The organism is Bacteroidales bacterium (genome assembly GCA_041671145.1).
Lineage (GTDB): Bacteria > Bacteroidota > Bacteroidia > Bacteroidales > JAHJDW01 > JAQUPB01.
Window position 1 is genome coordinate 1 of record JBAZBZ010000075.1, and the last position, 4,401, is coordinate 4,401.

Consider the following 4,401-nt stretch of genomic DNA (forward strand, 5'->3'; position numbering starts at 1 on the left):
CCGATTTTTCTGATACATCAATTGCAAAAGGAAAAAATAAAATATTTGAAATATATAATAAAATCAAGGCAGGTGAAAGCTTTGAAGAATTGGCAAAAAAATATTCGGAAGATAAAAGCTCGGCAGTAAAAGGAGGAGTAATGGCTCCTTTCGCCACCGGACGTATGGTGCCTGAATTTGAAGCTGCATCATTTGCGTTAAAAAATAAAGGTGATATTTCAGAACCAATAAAAACGGATTATGGCTGGCATATAATTAAAAAAATTGACCTTAAACCGCTTCCTTCATTTGAAGATGCCAAAGCCGATATAAAAGCAAAAATTCTAAAGGATGTACGCTCAGAACTTCCCAAAAGAAACCTGATAAATAAAATTAAAAAGGAAAATAATTTCGTTGAATATAAAAAGAACTTGTCTCCTTTTTACACATTGCTTGATACAACATACTTTCAGGGAAAATGGAATGCCGAAAAAGCTGATAACCTAAAGGAAGTTTTATTTAAACTCGCAAATAAAAATTATACTCAAAAAGATTTCGCAAAATATCTGGCAGAACATCAGGTAAGCAGAGCTCCAGGTTCTTTTGAAGTTATAGTAAATAATCAGTTTGAAAAATATGTTGACGATGCCACAATTGAACATGAAAACAGCAAGCTCGAACAAAAATATCCCGAATTTAAAAACCTTATGAACGAATACCGCGATGGCATTTTGCTTTTTGAACTTACTGATAATAAAGTATGGTCGAAAGCAGTTAAAGATTCTGTGGGATTAAAAGATTTTTATGAAAAAAATAAAAATAAATATACTTGGGAACAAAGAGTTGATGCAACAATTTATACCTGTGCTACTGAAGATGTTTCAAAAAAAGTAAGAGAACTTTTGAAAGATAAAAAAGTAGAAAGCGACATTTTAAATGAAATAAATAAAAATTCGCAACTGGAACTTAAAATTGAAAACGGCAAATACTCAAAAGGTGAGAATAAAGCAATAGACCTGATTCAATGGCAAGAAGGCATATCAAATAATATTGAAGTTTACAAATCAAATGTTTTTGTTGATGTTCATAAAATTTTACCTTCTGAGCCAAAAACTTTAGCTGAAGCAAAAGGTCTTGTTACCGTTGATTACCAAAATGTACTTGAAAAAGAATGGATAGAACAACTCCGAAAAAAATATCCTGTTACGGTTAATAAAGAAATTCTGTCTACTATAAAATAAGTTGGTTTTTATAAAAAACTTTGCGCCTTTGCAGCTAAAGTAAATCTAAAACAGCTTCATTTGTTTAGGTTTATCCTTATCATTCTTTTTATTTTCTGATTTGTTTTTTTCTTCAGGTAGTTGTTTAATGATTTTTTTTATATTTTCTTCCTTAGCAGGTTTTTTAATTTGTTTGATGGGTATTTCTAATTCTTTAATTGTTTTTTCTTCAACAGGTTTTTTCTTTTCTTTTTGAGGAATTATTTCTTTTTTTTCTTCATTGGTTTTGATTTCTTCAACGGGTTTTACTTTAGGTTTCAGTGGTTCAATAAACGCAACCTGATTTATTGTAAAATTGCTAAGACGTTTTCCTTTTGCTTTATAACCCTTCACATCAATAAATTCTGCTGCATTTATTTTTTCATTTGGTTTTTGTTTTCCTTTTTCTTTTCTGAAATTAATTTCCACACGCGGATAATCGTCGGCTGAAATGCCCACCAAATAAGAATTTTCGGTTTCACTTATAAAGCTTACTTTTTTGTCAGTAGGTTCAATTAAAAATCTTTTCATGAAAAAATATTTCTGTTCGCCATCGTAATAAACGGCTGTAAATATTTTCTGTGATTCAAATTTTTCAATATAAATCAGGTCATCGTCGAAGTGGGTTGTCAAATCGAAACTTGTCAGTTTATAATGCCCCGATTGCATTATTGTAAGAATTTTTTCGCCTTCATTAAAGGAGCCAAGATATTTTCCGTACTTATCGGTATTAAGTCGTTTTATTGCCTCATCAAACCATATATCAAGCGAGCTGAGTGTTGAACTTCCGGCTTCTTTCAATACAATTTTATGAATTGCGAACTTCGTCAGAATATTTCCAATGGAATTTCTTCCTTTAATCAATAGTGTTGAAAAATCAAAATCAAAAACCGTAATTCTGAGTTTAGGACGAGGTTTAATGTGAACAGTAATTGTTTCAGCTTCGCCATTAGGATTTACAGTGAAATACAAAACCTTGCTGCCATTGGTTCCTTTTGTCAGATTATATTCCTTATCTCTTGTAACACCGACAACCGAAAACCGCTTTACCATAATTTTGCCTTTGAAACCATCGCTGTAAATCATATTGTAAACGGTGCGTTCGTCATTTCTTTTGAAAACAGCAATGTGAATAACATTTGTACCTACATAAAATTTTTCAGAAACTTTTGATACAATAAAAGTCCCATCATCCCTGAAAACAATTATTTCATCTATGTCGGAACATTCGCAAACAAGCTCGTCTTTTGTAAGCGATGTACCAGCAAATCCATCATTCTTATTTATATAAAGTTTTTGATTTGCAACTACAACACTTGCGGCTTCAATGGTATCAAACACTCTTATTTCGGTTTTTCTTTCTTTTCCTTTTCCGTATTTCTTTTTTATTTGCCTGAAATAATTTATTGCATAATCTATAATATGTGCAAGATGATTTTTTACTTCATCAGTATTTACCTTTATTTTTTTTATTTCTTCATTTGCTTTTATAGAATCGAATTTCGAGATTCTTTTTATTTTTATTTCTGTAAGCCGTGCAACATCTTCATCGGTAACATCTCTTTTCAGTTGTTTTCTGAAAGGAACAAGTTTTTTATGTATTGTCTGAATGACCGATTCCCAAGTTTCGCAATTCTCAATAAATCTGTAAATTTTATTTTCTATAAATATTTTTTCCAGAATGGAATAAAACAACTGCTCTTCAAGTTCACGTTTTATTATTTCAAGTTCTTTTTTAAGTAAATCAACTGTTCTTTGCGTTGAAATTTTCAATATTTCGGAAATACCCAGAAATTGAGGTTTATCATTTGAAATCACACAACTGTTAGGTGAAACCGAAACTTCACAATCGGTAAAAGCATATAATGCGTCAATTGTTTGGTCGGGAGAAATACCAGGTGCAAGATGAATAAGAATTTCAACAAATTCGGCAGTATTGTCTTCAATTTTGCGGATTTTAATTTTTCCTTTGTCATTAGCATTAACAACCGAATCAATAAGCGAAGTAGTTGTGCAGCCAAAAGGTATTTCTTTTATTACTAATGTTTTTTTATCAAGCTGTGCAATTCTTGCTCTTATTCTGATTTTGCCGCCTCTTAAACCGTCATTGTACTTTGCAGTATCTATAAGTCCGCCCGTCAGAAAATCGGGATATATCGTCGGAATTTGTCCTTTCAGTATTTCTATTGACGCATCAATAAGTTCGTTGAAATTATGCGGTAAAATCTTGGATGCAAGCCCCACTGCAATACCCTCAACACCCTGAGCAAGCAATAATGGAAATTTTACGGGAAGCGTTACAGGCTCTTTGTTCCTGCCGTCGTACGAAGTTTTCCATTCGGTAACTTTTGGATTAAAAACAATATCAAGGGCAAGATGTGATAGTCGTGCTTCGATGTATCGGGCTGCCGCAGCGTTATCGCCTGTAAAAATATTTCCCCAGTTTCCCTGTGTGTCAATCAAAAGGTCTTTCTGTCCCATTTGCACAAGAGCATCACCTATTGAAGCATCGCCATGAGGGTGGTACTTCATTGTGTGACCTATGATGTTGGCAACTTTGTTATATCGCCCGTCATCGAGTTCCTTCATTGAATGAAGCAAACGGCGATGTACGGGTTTTAAACCATCGTCAATATGAGGAACGGCTCTTTCGAGAATAACATACGAAGCGTAATCAAGGAACCAGTTCTCGTACATCCCTGAAAGGTGAGTAATGTTGCGTATATCTTCGGCGTGCTGTTCTATTTCTTCAATATTGTCGGGCATTTTCTTTTTCCGGAAATTCTAAAAATTTTATTAAGAAGCAGCAAATTTATAAAATTTGAAAATGCAATTTAATAAAAGTTGTGATTTTTTTTTTAACACTGATATTCCTTGTAAAATAAGAGGTTGTTGAATTAAGATGTATGATGTACGAATGATTACTATTTAAGAATTCAAAGATTGAAAAATTAAAAGAGCAAATAAAAATATCATCTATCGAACACTGAATTTCGAATAGCGAAAATAAAAAATAAAAAAAACCCTTGTATTCCCTCTCGAGAGTAATGGCACTAACATAAATAAAAAAGTATTATATTTGACCTATAATTAAATCAAAAAAAGATAAAATGAAACAAAATAGGTCATTAGCAATAAGTACTATGATACAGGATTGCCAGAA

At 32.3% G+C, this 4,401-nt stretch carries 2 protein-coding genes; one reads left to right on the forward strand and one right to left on the reverse strand.

All coding sequences use genetic code 11. The annotated features are described in order from the left end of the window. Nucleotides 1-1,220: peptidylprolyl isomerase (locus WC223_13780; protein MFA6925311.1), on the forward strand; the 1,220-nt coding region annotated here is incomplete at its 5' end. A gap of 45 nt (nucleotides 1,221-1,265) precedes the next feature. Here WC223_13780 and WC223_13785 read toward each other — a convergent pair. Continuing rightward, a complete protein-coding gene (locus tag WC223_13785) occupies nucleotides 1,266-4,004 on the reverse strand; it encodes a DNA gyrase/topoisomerase IV subunit A (protein ID MFA6925312.1) in 2,739 nt (912 codons plus the stop codon). Between the last annotated feature and the right edge of the window lie 397 nt (nucleotides 4,005-4,401).

Bases quoted from the DNA above. Each gene is read 5' to 3' on its own strand.
- WC223_13785 (MFA6925312.1), bottom strand. From the start codon at position 4,004: ATGCCCGACAATATTGAAGAAATAGAACAGCACGCCGAAGATATACGC.